Source organism: Vogesella sp. XCS3 (assembly GCF_020616155.1).
Lineage (GTDB): Bacteria > Pseudomonadota > Gammaproteobacteria > Burkholderiales > Chromobacteriaceae > Vogesella.
This window is the reverse complement of sequence record NZ_CP085530.1, coordinates 1540358-1560511: the sequence shown is the minus strand read 5'-3', so window position 1 is coordinate 1560511 and position 20154 is coordinate 1540358. Positions and strand designations below refer to the sequence as shown.

The 20154-nt window shown below is 60.0% G+C and carries 19 protein-coding genes; 18 read left to right on the top strand and 1 reads right to left on the bottom strand.

Annotated elements, in window-relative coordinates:
• Positions 1-29 precede the first annotated feature (29 nt).
• The 4 genes from glyA (at position 30) to zapE (ending at position 5124) form a co-directional block, all read left to right on the top strand.
• A complete protein-coding gene (gene glyA, locus LCH97_RS07415; protein ID WP_017508488.1) occupies positions 30-1274 on the top strand; it encodes a serine hydroxymethyltransferase in 1245 nt (414 codons plus the stop codon).
• Positions 1275-1425: 151 nt separating this feature from the next.
• Entirely contained in the window at positions 1426-2799 is a 1374-nt protein-coding gene (locus tag LCH97_RS07410) for an esterase-like activity of phytase family protein (protein ID WP_227304588.1), read from the top strand.
• 227 nt (positions 2800-3026) lie between these two features.
• Positions 3027-3923 carry a cysteine synthase CysM gene (gene cysM, locus LCH97_RS07405; RefSeq protein ID WP_227304584.1) on the top strand — a complete coding sequence of 299 codons (897 nt, stop codon included), beginning with the start codon at positions 3027-3029 and terminating at the stop codon, positions 3921-3923.
• An 82-nt stretch (positions 3924-4005) separates the two neighbouring features.
• Positions 4006-5124, top strand: coding sequence for a cell division protein ZapE (gene zapE, locus LCH97_RS07400; RefSeq protein WP_227304581.1), 1119 nt, complete (start codon positions 4006-4008; stop codon positions 5122-5124).
• A gap of 81 nt (positions 5125-5205) precedes the next feature.
• On the opposite strand, the gene LCH97_RS07395 is transcribed toward zapE, so the two are convergent.
• The gene (locus tag LCH97_RS07395; protein WP_227304578.1) at positions 5206-6066 is read right to left on the bottom strand and encodes an SPOR domain-containing protein; all 861 of its coding nucleotides are present in this window, start codon (positions 6064-6066) and stop codon (positions 5206-5208) included.
• A gap of 185 nt (positions 6067-6251) precedes the next feature.
• On the opposite strand from LCH97_RS07395, the gene ndk reads away from it, so the two are divergent.
• From ndk to LCH97_RS07325, 14 genes are all read left to right on the top strand, one after another.
• A complete protein-coding gene (gene ndk / locus LCH97_RS07390) occupies positions 6252-6677 on the top strand; it encodes a nucleoside-diphosphate kinase (protein ID WP_147683833.1) in 426 nt (141 codons plus the stop codon).
• Positions 6678-6764: 87 nt separating this feature from the next.
• Positions 6765-7856, top strand: a complete 1092-nt coding sequence (rlmN, locus tag LCH97_RS07385) for a 23S rRNA (adenine(2503)-C(2))-methyltransferase RlmN (protein WP_147683831.1) — start codon at positions 6765-6767, stop codon at positions 7854-7856.
• Entirely contained in the window at positions 7856-8596 is a 741-nt protein-coding gene (gene pilW, locus LCH97_RS07380) for a type IV pilus biogenesis/stability protein PilW (protein ID WP_227304575.1), read from the top strand. Before rlmN ends, pilW begins: the two co-directional genes overlap by 1 nt.
• 22 nt (positions 8597-8618) lie before the next feature.
• On the top strand, positions 8619-9455 hold the full coding sequence (locus LCH97_RS07375; protein WP_227304571.1) for a RodZ domain-containing protein: 837 nt from the start codon (positions 8619-8621) through the stop codon (positions 9453-9455).
• 6 nt (positions 9456-9461) lie between these two features.
• Positions 9462-10736, top strand: a complete 1275-nt coding sequence (gene ispG, locus LCH97_RS07370) for a flavodoxin-dependent (E)-4-hydroxy-3-methylbut-2-enyl-diphosphate synthase (protein WP_227304568.1) — start codon at positions 9462-9464, stop codon at positions 10734-10736.
• A gap of 56 nt (positions 10737-10792) precedes the next feature.
• Positions 10793-12064 carry a histidine--tRNA ligase gene (gene hisS / locus LCH97_RS07365; protein WP_227304565.1) on the top strand — a complete coding sequence of 424 codons (1272 nt, stop codon included), beginning with the start codon at positions 10793-10795 and terminating at the stop codon, positions 12062-12064.
• 15 nt (positions 12065-12079) lie between these two features.
• Positions 12080-12712 carry a tetratricopeptide repeat protein gene (locus tag LCH97_RS07360; protein ID WP_227304562.1) on the top strand — a complete coding sequence of 211 codons (633 nt, stop codon included), beginning with the start codon at positions 12080-12082 and terminating at the stop codon, positions 12710-12712.
• A 2-nt stretch (positions 12713-12714) separates the two neighbouring features.
• Positions 12715-13854 carry an outer membrane protein assembly factor BamB gene (bamB, locus tag LCH97_RS07355; RefSeq protein WP_227304559.1) on the top strand — a complete coding sequence of 380 codons (1140 nt, stop codon included), beginning with the start codon at positions 12715-12717 and terminating at the stop codon, positions 13852-13854.
• Positions 13855-13864: 10 nt separating this feature from the next.
• Positions 13865-15229 carry a ribosome biogenesis GTPase Der gene (gene der, locus LCH97_RS07350; RefSeq protein WP_017508501.1) on the top strand — a complete coding sequence of 455 codons (1365 nt, stop codon included), beginning with the start codon at positions 13865-13867 and terminating at the stop codon, positions 15227-15229.
• Between the two features lie 88 nt (positions 15230-15317).
• Entirely contained in the window at positions 15318-15575 is a 258-nt protein-coding gene (gene hfq, locus LCH97_RS07345) for an RNA chaperone Hfq (protein ID WP_017508502.1), read from the top strand.
• Between the two features lie 67 nt (positions 15576-15642).
• Positions 15643-16779 (top strand): GTPase HflX, encoded by a 1137-nt coding sequence (hflX, locus tag LCH97_RS07340; protein WP_227304556.1) that lies wholly within the window; start codon positions 15643-15645, stop codon positions 16777-16779.
• The gene (gene hflK, locus LCH97_RS07335) at positions 16766-17989 is read left to right on the top strand and encodes an FtsH protease activity modulator HflK (protein WP_227304553.1); all 1224 of its coding nucleotides are present in this window, start codon (positions 16766-16768) and stop codon (positions 17987-17989) included. Before hflX ends, hflK begins: the two co-directional genes overlap by 14 nt.
• A 12-nt stretch (positions 17990-18001) precedes the next feature.
• Positions 18002-18877, top strand: coding sequence for a protease modulator HflC (gene hflC / locus LCH97_RS07330; RefSeq protein WP_227304550.1), 876 nt, complete (start codon positions 18002-18004; stop codon positions 18875-18877).
• Between the two features lie 96 nt (positions 18878-18973).
• Complete coding sequence (locus tag LCH97_RS07325) at positions 18974-20125, top strand: ATP phosphoribosyltransferase regulatory subunit (RefSeq protein WP_227304548.1); 1152 nt, start codon at positions 18974-18976, stop codon at positions 20123-20125.
• Positions 20126-20154: the final 29 nt, after the last annotated feature.

Genomic DNA, 20154 nt, shown 5'->3' with positions numbered 1-20154 from the left:
TCCATAACCCTTTGATGGAATTGTCGACGATGTTTGCAGATATCAAGATTGCCCAGTACGACCCGGAACTTGCCGCCGCCATGAGCGAAGAAGTTGTCCGCCAGGAAGATCACATCGAGCTGATCGCCTCGGAAAACTACACTAGCCCGGCCGTTATGGAAGCCCAGGGTTCCCAGCTGACCAACAAGTACGCCGAAGGCTACCCGGGCAAACGCTTCTACGGTGGTTGCGAGCACGTTGACGTGGTAGAGCAGCTGGCTATCGACCGTGTGAAGCAGCTGTTCGGTGCCGAGTACGCCAACGTGCAGCCGCACTCCGGTTCGCAAGCCAACCAGGCGGTGTACTTCTCCATCCTGAAACCGGGCGACACCATCATGGGTATGAACCTGGGTCACGGTGGTCACCTGACCCACGGTTCCCCGGCCAACCTGTCCGGCAAGATGTTCAACATCGTGGCCTACGGTCTGAACGAGAACGAAGAGATCGACTACGACGACATGGAGCGCGTAGCGCTGGAAACCAAGCCGAAGCTGATCATCGGCGGCGCTTCCGCTTACGCCCTGCGTTTTGACTGGGCCCGCATGCGCGAAATCGCCGACAAAGTCGGTGCCTACTTCATGGTTGACATGGCTCACTACGCGGGCCTGGTAGCTGCCGGTGTGTACCCGAACCCGGTGCCGCACGCCCACTTCGTGACCTCCACCACCCACAAGACCCTGCGTGGCCCGCGTGGCGGCATCATCCTGGCCAAGGCCGAGTTCGAGAAGTCGCTGAACAGCAACGTGTTCCCGACCCTGCAAGGCGGCCCGTTGATGCACGTCATCGCCGGTAAAGCCGTAGCCTTCAAGGAAGCGCTGCAGCCAGAATTCAAGACCTACCAGGAACAGGTACTGAAAAACGCTGCCGCCATGGCAGAAACCCTGGCGGCCCGCGGCGTGCGCATTATCTCCGGCCGTACCGAGAGCCACGTGTTCCTGGTAGACCTGCGCCCGAAAGGCCTGACCGGCAAGGCTGCCGATGCTGCCCTGAGCAAAGCGCACATCACTGTCAACAAAAACGCCATCCCGAACGACCCGGAAAGCCCGTTTGTGACATCCGGCATCCGTATCGGCTCCCCAGCCATCACCACCCGCGGCTTCAAGGAAGAAGAAGCCCGTATCGTGGCCAACCTGGTAGCCGACGTGCTGGATAACCCGAACGACGACGCCGTACTGGCCCGCGTAGCCGAGCAGGCTACCGCGCTGGCTCGCCGCTTCCCGGTGTACGCCAAGTAATCATCGCGGCCGCCTGCGGGTGGCTGTTGTGTGTACAACACCGCGCCTTCGCCAGAAGCGCGGTGTTTTTTTGCGCCGTCTTGCTGTCACGGTTTTGTCACCTGTTTGTTATAAGTTGGCCGCATCACTCTCACGCCCGATGGAATGCGCCATGAAACGTCTGCTTTTGCCCCTGCTGCTGAGTGCGGCGCTGCCCGCGCTGGCCGAGCCGTTTACCCTGCTGGAAACCCGCGAGCCGAACATCGCCGCGCTGGAGCGTTACGAAGTGGCCACGCCGATGGTGCCCTACGCTGGCACGGCCAAGGCCGCCTTCCCTCAGGGGTTACCGCTGGCGGTAGGGTCTGGCCTGCGTTTCAAGGGCTACGAGAAAGCCACCTCGGCGCTGGAGTTCTGGTCGCTGACCGACCGCGGCCCCAATGTGGATTCGCCTGATGTGGCGGACGGCAAAGGGAAGCGCGCCAGCAAGGTATTTGCCGCGCCGGACTACACCCCCACCATCACCCAGCTGCGCGTGTCGCTGGCCGAAAAAGCCGAGGTGACCAAGACGCTGCCGCTGAAACAGAACGGCAAGCCGATCAGCGGTCGCCCGATTGCGCCCGGCCAGATCGGCGCCAGCGGCGAGCTGGGCCTGAGCGAGCAGCTGGTCGCGCTGCCGTATGACGCCAGCGGGCTGGACCCGGAAGGCATCGATGCGGATGCCGCCGGCAACCTGTGGATCGTGGACGAGTACGGCCCGTTCATCGTGAAGGTGGACGGCAAGAGTGGCGAGATCCTGCAGCGGTACGCGCCCGGCCAGGGCCTGCCGGCAGAGTTGGCCGCACGCCAGCCCAACCGTGGTTTTGAAGGTGTGGCGGTGACGCCGGCTGGCAAAGTGGTGGCTATTGTGCAGAGTACGCTGGATGTGGACGGCAAGACCCGCAACGACGCGCTGTTTACCCGCATAGTAGAGCTGGACCCGAAAAGCGGTGCGGTGCGCCAGTTTGCCTACCCGGTATCGGCGCACTTCAAGAAAACCGGCGACATGAAGCTGGGTGACATCGTGGCACTGTCCGATACCCAGTTTGCCGTGATCGAGCAGGGCAAGGACAAAGACAAGCGCATGCACAACGACATCGTGCTGCTGGATCTGGCCGCTGCAACTGATATCAGCGGCAAGCAGCTGGCCGACGGCCGTGCACTGGAATACGGCGACGCCGCAGCGTTGGCCGCAGCCGGTGTGCAGCCGGTGCGCAAGAAAACCGCGATAGACCTGCGCGCACTGGGCTGGACAGCAGAAAAAAGCGAAGGTCTGGCCTTGGTAGATGGCAGCACGCTGGCGGTGATCAACGATAACGACTTCGGCGTGGCCAGCGAGCTGCGCGGCAGCAGCCTGAAGCTGGACGAGCTGCGTGTGGCCGACGGCAAGCTGGTAGACAAACAGGGTCAGGCGCAAGCCGGTGCCAGCCTGGGGGTGGCGGCCAACGGTGAAAGCACCCAGCTGTGGCTGATTACCCTGCAAAAGCCGCTGAAAGAGCTGCTGCAGTAAGTATTGGCTACGCCACAACAAGGCCCGCTTGCCCAGGCAAGCGGGCCTTGTTGCGTGCGGCGGCTTGCAATCCGGTTATAAGAACAGAGCTTAATATTACAAAGCACAAATTTTGTGCAAATAATTGATTTAAAAGTATAAATTTCGTTTTTGCCGGCACGTGGGGCCGGCGGGGTGGCGAAGTGCCGGCGCGGCGCCCGTATAATGCGGCCAACGAGGAGAGCATCATGACCCAGCCTGAATTCAAATACCTGGAAGACTTCGTCGGCAACACCCCGCTGGTGCGCCTGAAACGCATGCCCGGCAACAGCAGCAACGTAGTGCTGGTGAAGCTGGAAGGCAATAACCCCGCCGGTTCGGTAAAAGACCGCCCGGCGCTGTCGATGATTCGCCAGGCCGAAGCGCGCGGCGACATCCGCCCCGGCGACACGCTGATCGAGCCCACCAGCGGTAATACCGGCATTGCGCTGGCCATGGCCGCCACCATGATGGGCTACAAGATGATTCTGGTGATGCCGGAAAACTCAAGCCAGGAGCGCGTTGACACCATGCGCGCCTACGGCGCCGAGGTGGTGCTGACGCCGAAGGAAGTATCGATGCCTGGCGCCATCGACGAGGCGCGCCGCCTGCAGGCAGCCGGGGTTGGCCGCATTCTGGACCAGTTTGGCAACCCGGATAACCCGCTGGCGCACATCGAAGGCACCGGCCCGGAAATCTGGCGCGATACTGCGGGTACCGTTACGCATTTTGTGTCCAGTATGGGTACTACCGGCACCATTATGGGTACCAGCACGTATCTGAAACAGCAGAACCCGGCTATCCAGATTATCGGCGTGCAGCCGCAGCCTGGCAGCCAGATTCCCGGTATCCGCAAGTGGGAAGACGAATACTTGCCCAAGATTTGCGACTTCGAACGCATCGACCAGCTGCTGCTGGTAGACCAGCAAACGGCAGAAGATACTGCCCGCCGTCTGGCGCGCGAAGAGGGCATTCTGGCCGGTCCATCGTCCGGTGGTGCGCTGGCGGTGGCGCTGCGGCTTAACGAGCAATTGCAGAATGCCGTGATTGTTTCTATTGTCTGCGACCGCGGCGACCGTTATCTTTCCACCGGTCTATTTTCTTGAGCGCAAGGTTGGCCGCATGCGGCCAACCTTCACCCATACCACTATGTCCCAACACGTGTTTTCGCCACCAAGCGATGGTTCCATGAGCCCGCAAGCCTGGTATCAGGCTGCCAGCCAGCAAGAAGGCTTTATTCATGACGCCGCCCAGGCGGCGGCGATCGAGCGTCTGGATGCCCTGTGGCAAGCGCTGGTCGATTTCAAGGGTAAGCGTAACCGCTTTCTGGGGCGCAGCCTGCGCAAGCCGGACGTGCCGCGCGGCCTGTATTTCTGGGGGGGCGTAGGCCGGGGCAAGAGCTTCCTGATGGATGCTTTTTTCAGCTGCGTGCCCTATGAGCGCAAGCGCCGCGTGCATTTTCACCACTTCATGGCGGAAATCCACAAGCAGCTGCGCACGGTGTCCAATGAGGCCGACCCGCTGAAAACCGTCGCCGCACGTATTGCCAAAGACGTGCGCCTGCTGTGCTTTGACGAGTTCCATGTCAGCGACATCGCCGATGCCATGATTCTGGGCCGCCTGTTCAGCGAGCTGTTTGCGCACGGCATTATCTGTGTGATGACTTCCAACTACCCGCCGGACAGCCTGTACCCCAACGGCCTGATGCGCAGCAATTTCCTGCCCACCATCGCGCTGCTCAAAGCCAATCTGGACGTGCTGAACGTGGATGGCGGCAACGACTATCGCCTGCGCGAGCTTACCCGCGAGCCTTTGTTTCACGTGCCTGCTGGCGCCGAGGCCGAGCAGAAAATGCAGGCCATGTTCGAGCGCCTGGCCGGTGCCACGCCGGAAGAAGCGCATGTGCTAAGCGTGCTGGGGCGCGAGATTACGCTGAAGCGCCACGTGCCAGGCGTGATCTGGTTCGACTTTCTGGCGATTTGCGATGGCCCGCGCGCGCAAACCGACTACCTGGAAATTGCCAGCGAATACCACACCGTGTTCGTGTCCGATATCCCCAAGCTGGCCGCGCGCGATGCCGCTATGGCGCGGCGTTTTACCTGGCTGATCGATGTGTTTTACGACCATCGTGTCAAGCTGGTGGCCTCGTGTGCCGTGGAGCCGGAGCAGATTTACACCGAGGGCACGCAGTCCAGCGAGTTCTTCCGCACCGCCAGCCGCCTGACCGAGATGCAGTCGCGCACCTATCTGGAGCTGCCGCACCTGGTGGATAACTTCAAGATTGGCGAAGGGGTCAGCGAGACCTGATGGCAGGGAGTGGTACGTAAAAAGCCGCAGCGGATGCTGCGGCTTTTTTGTTGGCCAGCTGGCTTGGCGGTTGGCCGGCGGCTAGTGCGCGCCTGCCGGCACCAGCAGTGGCTGATAGCCCAGTGCCTTCAGCTTGGCCATGGCTTCTTCGGCCTCGGCGCGGGTATTGAACGGCCCCAGTTGCACGCGGGTTTCGGTGCGGGCGCTGATGCCGCGCTTTTTCAGGTCATCCAGCAGTTTTTCCGCGTTGCCCGGGCTGGCAAACAAGCCCAGCTGTACCTGATAGCCAAGCGAGGCGCCGCCAGGGGCGGCTTTCACTGCCGGCAGGGTTGGCATGGTGCCCTTGCTGGTGGCCGGCGCGACGGCAGGCGCAGCGGGCGGCAGCTCGATCTCGCCCACCGGGCTGGTTTTGCCGCTACTGCGTGTTGCTGCTACCGGTGCAGCGGTCGTTGCAGGCGCAGCTGCTTTGGCAGCGGCAGCGGCAGGGGCGGCGGGTGGCGTAGTCGGCTTGGTTGGTGCGGCTGAGGCAGCCGGTGCTGGTGCTTTGTTGCTGGCCGGTGCGGTGTTGGGGCTGCTGGCTTTGGCTGCCGGGGTGGCGGTGGCCATGGCGGGGGTGGCCGGCGCGGCGGTGGCGGGCAACGGGCTGGTTTGACCCAGGTTGGCCGCAGGGGTCTTGCCCAAGTCTGGCGTGGCCGGTGACGGCGTGGCGATGGCGGGGGTGCTGGCGGCGGCGGGGGCGCTGCTTTCCGGTAGCTGCGCAATGACCAGTGTTGGCTCGGAGGCAGCTTCTTTGTTGACGATGCGGCCTGAGCTGACGGGTACGCTGCTGGGGGTGGTTTCCGGTTTTTTGCCGGACATGCTGTCCAGCACCGGGATGGCGGCCAGGGCAATGGCCACCAGGCCTGCCGCCATGGCCAGGCGTTTCTTGAGCTCTGGGGTCATGGCGGTTGCAGAATCAGAAGTGGTGCGCGGATCGGGGGAGGATGGATTCATCGCTGATTAAATTCTGTGCAGCAAACGCTGGTGAACACTGGTAAAATGCCGGGTTCCTCAAAATTGGGTCACTGGCAAGCCTGAAATGCGCATGCCAAGTGTAACCATTTCACTTGCAAACTGGGAGAATTTGTATGGCTATCGAACGCACTCTGTCCATCATCAAGCCGGACGCTGTTGCCAAGAACGTAATCGGTAAAATCTACGACCGTTTCGAAACCGCTGGTCTGAAGATCGTTGCTGCCAAGCTGAAACAGCTGTCCCGCGCTGAAGCCGAAGGCTTCTACGCTGTACACAAAGAGCGTCCTTTCTTCAACGATCTGGTGTCCTTCATGATCTCCGGCCCGGTGATGATCCAGGTGCTGGAAGGCGAAAACGCCATGCTGAAAAACCGCGAACTGATGGGCGCTACCGACCCGAAGAAAGCTGACGCCGGCACCATCCGCGCCGACTTCGCCGACTCCATCGACGCTAACGCCGTTCACGGTTCCGACAGCTTGGAAAACGCAGCTATCGAAATCGCTTACTTCTTTGCTGCTACCGAAGTAACCGCACGCTAATTGCCGTTTGCGGCCAACTCTGGCCGCACGCGGAACCAGTTGTACCCGGCGGCTGCCCAAGGGTGGCCGCCTTTATCCGAGATACACATGAAGACCAACCTGCTCGACTTCAACCTGAACCAGCTGACAGAACACTTTGCCGCGATGGGCGAAAAGCCGTTTCGTGCCAAGCAGATCATGCGCTGGATGCACCAGATGGGTGAGGCCGATTTTGACGCCATGACCGATATCGCCAAAAGCCTGCGTGCCAAACTGCACGACACCGCGCTGGTGGGTATTCCGGACTTGATGGTGTCGCAGGAATCCGAAGATGGTACCCGCAAGTGGCTGCTGGACGTTGGCACCGGCAATGGTGTGGAAACCGTATTCATCCCCGAGGATGACCGCGGCACCTTGTGCATATCATCTCAGGTGGGCTGTGCGCTGGAATGCACTTTCTGCTCTACCGGCCGCCAGGGCTTTAACCGCAACCTTAGCACCGCCGAAATCATCGGCCAGCTGTGGTGGGCCAACAAGGCCATGGGTGTTACGCCGCGTAACGAGCGCGTGATTTCCAACGTGGTGATGATGGGCATGGGCGAGCCGCTGGCCAACTTCGATAACGTGGTGTCGGCGTTGCAGATCATGCTGGACGATCATGCCTACGGTTTGAGCCGCCGCCGCGTTACCGTATCCACCTCGGGCATGGTGCCGCAGATGGACCGCCTGAAAGAGGCCTGTCCGGTGGCGCTGGCCGTATCGCTGCATGCGTCCAACGACCGCATCCGTGATGAAATCGTGCCGCTGAACAAGAAGTACCCGCTAAAAGAGCTGATGGCAGCCTGCCAGCGCTATCTGGTAAAGGCACCGCGCGACTTCATTACCTTTGAATACGTGATGCTTGACGGGGTGAACGACAGGCCGGAACATGCACGCGAGCTGATTGCCCTGGTGCGCGATGTGCCGTGCAAGTTCAACCTGATTCCGTTTAACCCGTTCCCGAATTCCGGTTACGATCGTTCCAGCAATAACGCTATCCGCGCATTCCGCGAAATCCTGCAAGAGGCAGGCTTTATCGTGACCGTGCGTAAAACCCGTGGCGATGACATCGACGCAGCCTGTGGCCAGCTGGCCGGCCAGGTGCAGGACAAGACGCGGCGCCAGGAAAAGTGGATCCGTATCGCAGAGGATAAAGGCTGATGAATAAAACACGTATCCTGACTGGTTTGCTGGCGGCGCTATGCGCTGCCCAGATGGCGTTGGCCGCAGCCCCGCCGCGCGAACTGGCCGAGATGCGTGCTCAGCTGGCTATCGAATACATGCGCTACGGCAATATGCGCGTAGCGCTGGAAAATGCCGATCAGGCCATTGCGGTAGACCCTACCTTCCAGGCTGGCTACCTGGCCCGTGCGCTGATCTACATGCAGCTGCGGGTGGATGGCGAGGCCGAAGCGTCCTTTCGCAAGGCTTTGTCCATTCAGGCGGGTAACCCGGAAGTCAACAATAACTACGGCTTGTTCCTGTGTAATCGCCGCCGCTTTGACGAAGCGCTGGCGCGATTTGACCGGGCACTGGCCGACCCGTTTTTTGCTGCCCCCCATACAGCGCTGATCAACAAGGCCATTTGTCTGGGGCAAATGAACCGTAATGACGAGGCTAACCAGCTGCTGCTGGAGGCCCTGCGCCGCGCACCGAACGATGCGTCGGCACTGCGCGAGCTGACACGCCTGGCTTTGCAGGGTGGCAATGCGCCGCTGGCGCAATTTTATTTTGAGCGGCTGGGTAAGGACGAAAAGCGTTTCGGCCCGGCCGAGTTACTGCTGGGGGTGAAGCTGGCGCGCCTCAAGAAAGACGCAGCTACCGAGCAGCGCCTGGCTGGCATGCTGAAAAGCCGCCACCCGGATAGCCTAGAAACCCAGCAACTCTTGAGCGGGACCTGATCCCAGGAAGCATGCCCAGGATATGACCTCTTCTGTTGCACAACAAATCGGCCAGCAGCTGCGCGATGCCCGCGTAGAGCGGGGCCTGAGCCTGCACGATGTGGCCGACCGTCTGAAACTTTCCCTGCGCCAGCTCGAATGGATGGAGACGGGGGATTTCGCCCGCCTGCCTGGTGCCACCTTTGTTCGTGGCTTCGTGCGCAACTATGCCCGTTTTCTGGAGTTGGACAGTGCGCCGCTGATGGCGCTGCTGGAGCAGGAGTATCCCTCCAGCCCTGCTGATCGCGCACCAGCGCCGCAAGCTGCCGAGGTACACGCTGCCCGCGGTGGCAAACCGTGGTGGCTGCTGGTGCTTGTATTACTGGTGGCCGCCGTGCTTGCCTGGCAAATGCAAGGCAGTAGTAGCGAGCCGGAAGCGCCGCAAGGCGAGCTGGCACCCATGCTGCACCAGGCGTCCAGCGATGCCCTGGCTAGCGCACCGCAAAGCGAGCCAGCCAGTGCGCCTGTTGTTGCAGCGGTGGCTCCGCTTGCCTCAGCTGTGGCCAGTGCCAGCCCGGCTAGTGCTGCGGTCGCCGTGCCCAAGCCCGCCAAGCAGGCTTCTGCACCGCTGGCACCGGCTAGCCAGAAGACTGTGCGGCTGCAGGCCAGCGGTGATAGCTGGGTGTCGGTGGTGGATGCCAGTGGCAAGAAATTGGTGTACGGCCTGATCAGTGCAGGCCAAAGCCAGGAGGTGCGTGGTGTACCGCCCTTCAAACTGAAGATCGGCAATGCCCCCCAGGTTGCCTTGAGCTACGACGGTGCGGCGATCGATCTGAAAGACAAGACGCGCGGTGCTACCGCCAAACTGGAATTGAACTGATAACAGATGGACGCAACGATCAAACGCCGTAAAACGCTGCAGGTAGCGGTAGGCCATGTGATGGTCGGTTCCGAGCACCCGGTGATGGTGCAGTCGATGACCAATACCGATACCGCAGATGCCGCCGCGACGGCACAGCAAGTATTCGAGCTGGCGCAAGCCGGCTCGGAAGTTGTCCGCATCACGGTAAACAGCCCGGAGGCAGCTGCGCGTGTGGCAGAAATCCGCCAGCGTCTGGACGATATGGGCTGCGCGGCACCGCTGGTAGGCGATTTCCACTTTAACGGCGAGCGCCTGCTGAAAGACTACCCGGACTGCGCGCGCGCGCTGGGCAAGTATCGTATCAACCCCGGTAATGTGGGCAAGGGCGCCAAAGGCGACGACAAGTTTGCCTACATGATTCGCACCGCTGCCGAATACGGCAAGCCGGTACGCATCGGCGTGAACTGGGGTAGCCTGGATCAGGCTCTGCTGGCACGTATGCTGGACGCGAACAACCATGCGGCCAGCCCCAAGGCGCTGGACGTGGTGATGCGCGAGGCGCTGATCGTGTCGGCGCTGGAGTCTGCCGACAAGGCGATGGAGCTGGGTTTGCCGGCCAACCAGATCCTGCTGTCGTGCAAGGTGAGCAATGTGCAGGACCTGATCACCGTGTACCGCGATCTGGGTAGCCGCTGCGAGTTTCCGCTGCACCTGGGTCTGACCGAAGCCGGCATGGGCAGCAAGGGCATCGTGGCCTCCAGCGCTGCCTTGGCTGTGCTGTTGCAGGAAGGCATTGGCGATACCATCCGTATTTCGCTGACCCCGCAGCCAGGCGAGGCGCGCACCAAAGAAGTGGTGGTGGCGCAGGAGCTGCTGCAAACCATGGGTCTGCGCTCGTTCACCCCGCTGGTTACCGCCTGTCCGGGCTGTGGCCGCACCACCAGTACCTTCTTCCAGGAGCTGGCCGATAGCATCCAGACCTTTCTGCGCGAGCAGATGCCCATCTGGCGCCTGCAATACCCCGGCGTGGAAGACATGAAAGTGGCGGTGATGGGCTGTGTGGTAAACGGGCCGGGTGAATCCAAGCTGGCGGATATCGGCATCAGCCTGCCGGGTACTGGCGAAGTACCGGTAGCGCCGGTGTATGTAGATGGCCAGAAAGACGTGACGCTCAAGGGTGACAATATCGCGCTGGAGTTCAAGGCTATCGTGGAAAACTACGTGCATACCCGCTACGGCGTAGGTGGCGCCAAGCGCCGCGAAGTAGTAGCGCGTACTATCCCCATCAAACAGGTTTAAGCCGGTGGCCAGTGTTGGCCGCCGCTGCACATGATCAAGCAAAAGAAAGTATGAGAATGGCCCAGAAAATCCAGGCTGTGCGTGGCATGAATGATGTGCTGCCGGCAGAGTCGCAGCAGTGGGAATACTTTGAGAACGTTTTGCGCGGCTGGCTGCACGACTACGGCTACGCCAACATCCGTACCCCCATCGTGGAGCCGACTCCGCTGTTTGTACGCTCTATCGGCGAGGTGACCGATATCGTCGAGAAGGAAATGTACTCCTTCGAAGACAAGCTCAACGGCGACCCGCTGACGCTGCGCCCGGAAGGCACAGCCGGTACCCTGCGCGCGGTGGTAGAGCACAACCTGCTGTACAACACCACGCAAAAGCTGTGGTACATGGGCCCGATGTACCGCCACGAGCGCCCGCAGAAAGGCCGCTATCGCCAGTTCCACCAGATCGGTGTGGAAGCACTGGGCATGGCCGGCCCGGACATCGACGCTGAAATCATCGCCATGACTGCCGACCTGTGGCAGCGTTTGGGTCTGGCCGCTAGCGTGCAGCTGGAAATCAATTCGCTCGGCAACAAAGAAGAGCGCGCAGCTCACCGCGAAGCGCTGATCGCCTACCTGGAAAAGCACGTTGATATCCTGGACGAAGACGGCAAGCGCCGCCTGTACAGCAACCCGCTGCGCGTGCTGGATACCAAAAACCCCGCACTGCAGGACATGGCCAACAACGCGCCGCGCCTGGCGGATTATCTGGGTGACACTTCGCGCGCCCATTACGAAGGCTGGAAGGCCATGATCAGCGCCTTGGGCATTCCGTTTGTGGAAAACCCGCGCCTGGTGCGTGGTCTGGACTACTACAACCTGTCTGTGTTCGAGTGGGTTACCACCGAGCTGGGCGCTCAGGGTACCGTCTGTGCGGGTGGCCGGTACGACGGGCTGATCGAGCAGCTGGGTGGCAAGCCGGCGCCAGGCATCGGCTTTGGCATGGGTATGGAGCGTGTCTTGCTGTTGCTGGCCGAAAAAGGCCTGCTGCCAGCGCGCCGTGCTGCCGACGTGTTTATCGTGAACCAGGGCGCAGGCGCTGCGGCTTACGCTATGCAGCTGGCACAAGCCCTGCGTGCTGCAGGCTTCAGTGTTGTACAGAACATGGGCGATGGCAGCTTCAAGTCGCAAATGAAAAAGGCCGATGGCAGTGGCGCCGCTGTAGCGCTGATCATCGGTGAAAACGAAGTAGCCAACGCACAGGTGGTGGTAAAACCACTGCGTGCCGAGGCTGCTCAGGAAACCGTGGCCGCCGCCGATGTGGTAGCAGCAGTTTCCCGCTTCAAGTCTTAATTACAAGGGGGCCGCATGGCTTACGACCTGCAGGAACAAGAACAGATCGACGCGCTCAAGGGCTTCTGGGTGCAGTGGGGCAAGCTGATTGGCGGCGCCGTGCTGGCAGTATCGCTGGGCTTTATCGGTTACAAAGCCTGGCATGCTTACCAGAAGAGCCAGGCCGAACAGGCTGCGGTAGTCTATGGCCAGCTGGAGCAGCAGCTGCAGGCCGGCCAGCTGGAGAAAGTGAAAGCTACCGTGGCCGCCTTGCAAAAAGAGTACCCTGCATCGGCTTATGCGGCCAACGGTACCCTGTTGGCCGCCAAGCTGGCATTCGACAGCAAAGAGCTGGGTTTTGCCCGCAGCCAGCTGAAGTGGGTTGTCGAACATGCCGAGAAAGACGACACCATGCAGGCGGTTGCACGTCTGCGCCTGGCTTCCGTCTTGTTGGATGAAAAACAGTACGATGCCGCCCTGGCCGAGCTGGCCATGGCGCACCCGGTCGCGTTTGATGCCATGTTCCTGGACCTGAAGGCCGACGTGCTGGTAGCGCGTGGCGATATGGGCGGTGCGCGTGAAGCCTACAAGGCTGCGCTGGCCAAATCCGCTCCGGAAGCGCCGGTACGCGAGTTTATCCAGGCCAAACTAGACTCTCTGGGGAGCTGATCATGATGCGCCGACTGTTGCTGTGTGCTGCACTATTGCCTGCGTTGGGTGGTTGCGCATCGTGGTTTGAGGGAGAGGCAGCCTATCAGCCTACGCCGCTGAAACCTTTGCAGGCTGCTGCGGGGCCTAAAGTGTTGTGGCAAGCCAGTGTGCCGGATGCCGACCGTGGCCTGTTTTCCCCATTTATCGAACAAGGTAAGCTGTGGGTCGCCGGCAGTAATGGCAAAATCCAGCAACTGGATGCGCAAACCGGCAAAACCCTGCATACACTGGATGTAAAACAGGCGTTGGTAGCCGGCGTGGCGGTAGAGGATGGCTTGGCGTTTGTGGGTAATGACCGTGGCGAGTTGCTCGCGGTAAGCGCCGCAGATGGCAAGCTGGTATGGAAGCAAACGCTCACCAGCCTGCTGGCAGAGGCACCGCAAGTGGCCGGCCAGGTATTGATTGTGCGTGCTGGCGACGGCCGCGTGTCTGGCTTCGACGTAAAAACCGGCCGCCAGGTCTGGACGCAATGGCAGGCTCAGCCGCCGCTTACCGTCCGCGCTACTACTCCGCAAATCAAGGTGGAAGGTAGTGACGTGTTGCTGGTAGGCGAGGCAGCGGGCAAGGTGGCAGCGTATGCTGCCGAGCGTGGCGACCAGCTGTGGCAGTCCGTAGTGGCCAATGCGCGTGGTGCCAGCGAGCTGGAGCGTGTGACTGATGTGGTAAGCCAGCCCATGTTTGATGGCCGCCGTGTGTGCGCCGTAGCGTACCAGGGCCGCGTTGCCTGCTTTGATTCGCGTGGCGGCCAGCAACTATGGGCGCGCGATCTGAGCAGCAGCCGTGGCTTGGTGTCGGATGGCAAGACCGTCTTTGTGACGGCAGAAGATGGCGCGATCTGGGCATTTGATGCCGACTCGGGTCGCAACCTATGGAAACAGGACGATTTCCGCTACCGCAATGTTTCTGCCCCGGTAACGCTGGGCGACAAATTGCTGGTAATTGATGGTGAAGGCTATGCACATCTGCTTTCATCCCTTGATGGACGTATAGTTGGCCGCAGTAGCCTGAAAGTAAACGGCACCGTGCCACGCCCGCTGGTAAGCGGCGACGTGGCCTATGTGCTGGATAACCATGGCAACCTGTCCGCGCTGACGAAGTAAGTAGTACACAATGAAACCGACTATTGCCCTGGTGGGCCGCCCGAATGTGGGCAAATCTACACTTTTCAACCGACTGACCCGTAGCCGTGATGCCCTGGTGGCAGACCAGCCGGGCCTGACCCGCGACCGTCACTATGGCCATGGCCGTGGTGCCAGCAAACCTTATCTGGTGGTGGACACCGGCGGTTTCGAGCCGGTGGTGGACGAAGGCATCCTGTTCGAAATGGCCAGGCAGACGCTGCAGGCCGTAGACGAGGCTGATGCCATCATTTTCCTGGTGGATGGCCGCGTGGGCCTGACGCCGCAGGACAAAATCATTGCCAACCGCCTGCGCCAGTCCAACCAGCCGGTCTACCTGGCGGTGAACAAAGCCGAAGGCGTGAGCAATGCCATGGCTGCTGCCGAGTTCCATGAGCTGGCACTGGGCGAGCCTCTGGCGATCTCGGCCTCGCACGGTGACGGTGTGCGCGAGCTGGTAGAGCTGGTGCTGGAAAACTTCCCGGAAGCCGAGGAAGAAGAAAAGACCCATCACCCGAAATTTGTGGTGATCGGCCGCCCGAACGTGGGCAAATCCACACTGGTGAATGCCGTGCTGGGTGAAGAGCGCGTCATCGCTTTTGACCAGGCCGGTACCACGCGTGACAGCATCTATATTGATTTTGAGCGCGATGGCCGCAAATACACCATTATCGATACGGCAGGTGTGCGTCGCCGCGGAAAGGTGAACGAGGCGATCGAGAAGTTTTCGGTCATCAAGACTATCCAGGCTGTGGAAGACGCCAACGTAGCCGTATTGGTACTGGACGCCCAGCTGGATATTTCAGAGCAAGACGCCACTATCGCCGGTTTTGCGCTGGAAGCTGGCCGTGCACTGGTTGTAGCCGTAAACAAATGGGAAGACCTGGAACTGCACCAGAAAGACACCATCAAACGCGATATCCTGCGTAAGCTGGGCTTCCTGGATTTTGCCAAGTTCCACTATATTTCCGCGCTGCAAGGCCGTGGTGTGGGTGACTTGTTCAAATCTATTGATGAAGCGTACAAAGCTGCCATGAGCAAGCTGCCTACGCCGAAGCTGACACGTATTCTGCAGCTGGCTACCGAACGCCAGCAGCCACCACGTGCCGGCCAGGTTCGACCCAAGCTGCGTTATGCCCACCAGGGTGGTATGAACCCGCCGATTATCGTGATTCACGGTAACTCGCTGGACAAGATTCCGGATAGCTACACCCGCTATCTGGAAGGCATGTTCCGCAAGGCGTTCCACCTGCAAGGCACACCGCTGCGCGTACAATACAAATCGAATAGCAACCCGTTTGAGGTCGAAGCGACAGGTACCAAGGTAAGTTTGCTGCGCCACAAGGGGTTCAAATAGTCTGCTGGAATTTTTTATGCTAAAAAGACTGTTAGCACCAGCTCGCTTGTACTGAATTACAAAAACTGCATCGAATCGGAGAACAAAAATGAGCGCCAAAGGGCAAATGTTACAAGACCCGTTTCTGAACATCCTGCGTAAAGAGCACGTACCGGTATCCATCTACCTGGTAAACGGCATCAAGCTGCAGGGTCAGATCGAGTCGTTTGACCAGTACGTGGTTCTGCTGAAAAACACGGTTACCCAGATGGTGTACAAACACGCCATTTCCACCGTGGTTCCTGCCCGCCCAGTGAACATCCCGCACGAGCACCATGGTGCCAAGTCGGACTCGCAAGACGCGTAATCCCTAGTCTTACCCCAAGGCTGGCCGGCGTATGCTGGTCAGCCTTATTTATTGAAAGTCCCCCTGCGTGTTTGATCGTCCTGATCTTGGTGACCAAGCAGTACTGGTAAGTCTCGACTTTGGCGAGGCGGATTATGAAGACGGCGTGAGCGAGTGCCTGGAGCTGATAAAAGGTGCTGGTGTCGCTGTCACCGGCCTGATCAAGGGTAAGCGCCAGCGCCCGGATGCCGCCTTGTTTGCCGGCAAGGGCAAGGTGGAAGAAATCGCTGCGCTGGTCAAGGCTACCGATGCCAATGTGGTGATTTTCAACCACGCACTGGGGCCGGGGCAGGAGCGTAACCTGGAGCGGGTACTGCAGTGCCGGGTAATAGACCGCGTCACCCTGATCCTGGATATTTTTGCGCAGCGCGCGCGCAGTCACGAAGGCAAGCTGCAGGTCGAGCTGGCGCAGCTGACGCATATGTCTACCCGTCTTGTTCGTGGCTGGACGCACTTGGAGCGCCAGAAGGGCGGTGTGGGCATGCGTGGCCCGGGCGAGACGCAGCTGGAAACCGACCGCCGCTTGCTGGGCTTGCGCGTGAAGGCACTGAAAGACCGCCTGGCTACCGTGCAAAAACAGCGCAAAACGCAAAGGCGTAGCCGGGACCGCTCCGGTTTGCCGTCTGTATCGATAGTCGGCTATACCAACGCGGGCAAATCCACGCTATTTAATGGCCTGACCAAGGCGGGAGCCTACGCGGCAGACCAGCTGTTTGCCACGCTGGATACCACTAGCCGTCGCCTGTTTATCAATACCGATGTGTCTATCGTGCTGTCTGATACCGTCGGGTTTATCCGCGATTTGCCTCACTCGTTGGTGGCCTCATTTCGCGCTACGCTGGAAGAAACCATCTCTGCCGATTTGCTGCTGCATGTGGTTGATGCGGCCAACCCCATGCGGGAGCGTCAGGTAGAAGAGGTTAATAAAGTACTGAAAGAAATCGGTGCCGATCACGTACCGCAGCTGATGGTGTGGAACAAGACCGACCTGCGCGGTTTGCCCCCTGCCATCCTGTACGATGAATACGGCGCGGTAGAGGGCGTGCGGGTTTCTGCACTGTCAGGTGCGGGCCTGGAACTCCTGCGTGAAGCCATTGCCGAACGGGCGTTGGCAACGACTCACTCGCAAACCACAGAAAAAGTAGATCACTATGGCACAGAATGACGATAACCGCGGCAAGCGTCCTGACGACGGCCCGCCGGATCTGGAAGAAATCTTTCGCCAGCTGAACCAGAAGCTGTCACGCCTGCTGGGCGGCAAACCTGCGCAGCAGCAGGGTAACAATAATGGTTTTGGCGGCGGTAATGGCGGCATGCCTTCCGAGCGCGGCATGAAGTTTGGTGCTGTCGGCATTGCCGCTATTCTGGGTGGCTTGTGGCTGGCTAGTGGCTTCTACGTGGTGGACGCCCGCGAGCAGGGCGTCGTATTGCGCCTGGGTAGCTATGACCGCATCAGCGACTCTGGCCTGCAATGGCATGCGCCTTATCCGTTCGAGCAGGTAGAGATCGTCAATCTTACCGAAGTACGCAGTGTCGAAATCGGCTACCGCGGCTCGGCCAAGAGCCGTGTCGAAGAAGAGTCGCTGATGTTGACCGAAGACCAGAACATCATCGATGTACAGCTTTCGGTGCAATACGACATCAAGGATGCGCGTGAATTCCTGTTCAACAACCTGACCCTGGAGGAGGGTGCTCAGGACGTGGTGAAACAGGCTGCCGAAACGGCTATCCGCGAAGTCGTTGGCCGCAACAAGGTGGACTTCGTGCTGAACGAAGGCCGTGGCCAGATTGCCGTGGATACCCAGCGCATCATGCAGGAAATCCTGGATCGCTACGGCATGGGTGTACGCATCGCTAAAGTGAACATTAACGACGTGCAGCCGCCTGAGCCGGTAATTGCCGCCTTTGACGACGCGGTAAAAGCGGGTCAGGACAAGGAAAAGCTGCGTAACGAAGGCCAAGCCTACGCCAACGAAGTCATTCCTAAAGCCCAGGGCTTGGCAGCGCGCCTGGCGCAAGAGGCTGATGGTTACCGCCAGCGTGTGATTTCCACCGCAGAGGGTGATGCAGCCCGCTTCCAGAGCGTGCTGGCCGAGTACGGCAAAGCACCAAAAGTGATGCGTGACCGCCTGTACCTGGACATGATGCAGCAAGTGCTGACCAATAGCAGCAAGGTGTACGTAGACCAGAAAGCCGGTAGCAACCTGCTTTACCTGCCATTGGACAAGCTGATGCAGCAAACCGCCAGTGATAAGGCTGCCGAGGCCAAGCCTGCGGTTGTAGCGCCGGCTCCCGACGTGGCCGCTCCGGCTACCCAGCCTAACCAGAACATGGCACGCCCGCCGGTAGAGCGCGACGTTGTTCGTGGCCGCTAAAAGGATAGCAAGATGGATCGTTTCTTTCCTGTAGTACTGGGTATCGCCGGCGCTTTGCTGCTGGCATCCGGCTCGCTGTACACCGTTGATCAGCGCCAGTTCGCCATGGTGTTCCAGTTTGGCGAAGTGGTGCGCGTCGTTAAAGAGCCTGGCATTCAGTTCAAGGTGCCAATGCTGCAAAACGTGCGTTATTTCGATCGTCGTATCCAGACCATCGACCCGGAAGCACCTGAGCTATTCAATACCCGCGAGAAGAAAAACGTGCTGGTGGATAGCTTTGTGAAATGGCGTGTGCGCGATGTGGAGCAATTCTACAAGAGCGTAGGTGGCAACGAGACGGTAGCGGTGCAGCGCCTGCGCCAGACTATCAACGATGGTCTGCGTGCCGAGTTCGGCCAGAAAACCGTCGCCGACGTGATTTCCGGCAAGCGTGACGAGGTGATGGAACTGGTACGCAAACGTGCCAACGTTGACGCGCAGAAAATCGGTATGGAAATTCTCGATGTCCGCTTAAAACGTGTGGATTTTCCGGATAAAATCAGCACTTCGGTTTACGAGCGCATGAACTCCGAGCGCCGCACTGTGGCCAACCAGCTGCGCAGCGAAGGCGCAGCAGAGGCCGAGCGTATTCGTGCCGATGCTGACCGTCAGCGCGAGGTTGTGCTGGCTGAGGCCTATAGCAAGGCTCAGGCCATCAAGGGCGAGGGCGACGCTAAGGCAGCGGCTATTTATGCCCATGCTTATGGCAAGAATCCGGAGTTCTATGCCTTCTGGCGGAGCATGGATGCGTACAAGCAAACCTTCCGCAACAAGAGTGACGTGATGGTTCTGGACCCAAGTTCAGAATTCTTCAAGTATTTCAAGAATGCGCAACCGAAGCCACGCTGATAAAATGGTGTGACTTGCAACAGCCCGGCACGTGCCGGGTTGCGATAAAAACAAGGCGGGATCACGCATCCCGCCTTTTCTTGTGTGCAAAAAACAATGCGTAACTGGCTGCTGCCCGAACATATTGCCGATATTTTGCCCGCTACTGCCCGTCAGGTAGAAAGCGCAAAATCGGCCATGCTGGACCTGTTTCGCCTGTCCGGCTACGAACTGGTACTCCCGCCACTGGTGGAGTACGCCGATGCCCTGGTGTCTAGCGACGATGCAACGCTGGACCTGAAAACCTACAAGCTGGACGACCATCTGTCCGGCCGTCAGCTTGGCTTGCGTGCCGATATTACGCCTCAGGTGGCGCGTATTGATGCACACCTGCTGTCTGCCCGTACCGGTGTCACCCGCCTGTGCTACGCCGGCAGTGTGGTGCATGCCCGTCCGTCCGGCCTGATGAGCTCGCGCGAGCCGCTACAGGTAGGCGCCGAATTGTACGGCTATGCCGGTATTGAGGCCGATGTGGAAATCATCGGCCTGATGCTGGACGTCCTGCAGCAGGTTGGCGTGAACCAGGTGCGGCTGGACGTAGGGCATATCGGTATTTACCGCGGGTTGGCTGCAGCCGCAGGCCTGTCTGCCGAGCAGGGGCGCGAGTTGTTTGCCGCGCTGCAAGCCAAAGACGTGGCTACCATCAGCGAGATGGTCGCTGGTGTGGCCGAGCCATATCGCAGTGCTTTCCTGGCGTTGCCTGAGCTATATGGTCCTGCCAGCATTCTGGATAAAGCGCGTTCGCGCCTGCCATCGCTGCCGGAGATCGAGCTGGCGCTGATGCAGCTGTCTGCCATTGCCGCTGCGGTGGGGGATCGCGTACAGCTGAGCTTTGACCTAGCCGAGCTGCGTGGCGATGCCTACCATACCGGCCTGATGTTTGCTGCCTACGCGCCTGGCTGGTCCGAGGCACTGGCGCGTGGTGGCCGCTACGACAACGTTGGCCGCCGTTTTGGTCGCGCCCGTCCGGCCACCGGTTTCAGCCTGGATTTGCGTGATCTGGTGCGTATTCTGCCGCAAAAAGACAGCGTGCAGGGCATCAAGCTGGCTGCTCGCCTGTTGCCTATGGCAGCAGGCAAAGTGACTGAACTGCGCGCCGCTGGCGAGCGGGTCATCATCGACTATCTGGGTGAATCTGCCGAAGCGCTGAACTGTGACCGCGAGCTGGTCATGGTGTCGGGCGAATGGCAGCTTGTACCTTTCAAGTAATGTGATTTCTGAAGAGAAGAGGTTTTTTC